Here is a 281-nt window from a genome sequence, read left to right on the forward strand (position 1 = left end):
CGCCGACGCTATATGGCTCGAAGATCCAGGCTATGCGACGACGTACGAGATCTTTCGCTTCCGCAACCGGGCAACCTGTCCGGTACCCGTTGATCTGCAGGGATTCAACGTCGAAAAAGCGTTGGAGATCAATCCGCAGGCGAAGGGTGTGTACCTCTCGCCCGCCTCTCAGTACCCGTTGGGGATGCCGCTCTCGGATGACCGCGCGGACGACCTGCTTGATTGGGCGCACCGCAAGGACGGTTGGATCATCGAGGACGGCACGGACGGCGCCATCAGCC

At 61.6% G+C, this 281-nt stretch carries 1 pseudogene; it reads left to right on the forward strand.

The window, feature by feature from the left end:
• Positions 1-281 (forward strand): annotated as a pseudogene (locus tag H6A60_RS13070) (hypothetical protein); the annotation flags it as partial.

This window comes from Sutterella massiliensis (assembly GCF_016899755.1).
GTDB classification, from domain to species: domain Bacteria; phylum Pseudomonadota; class Gammaproteobacteria; order Burkholderiales; family Burkholderiaceae_F; genus Sutterella; species Sutterella massiliensis.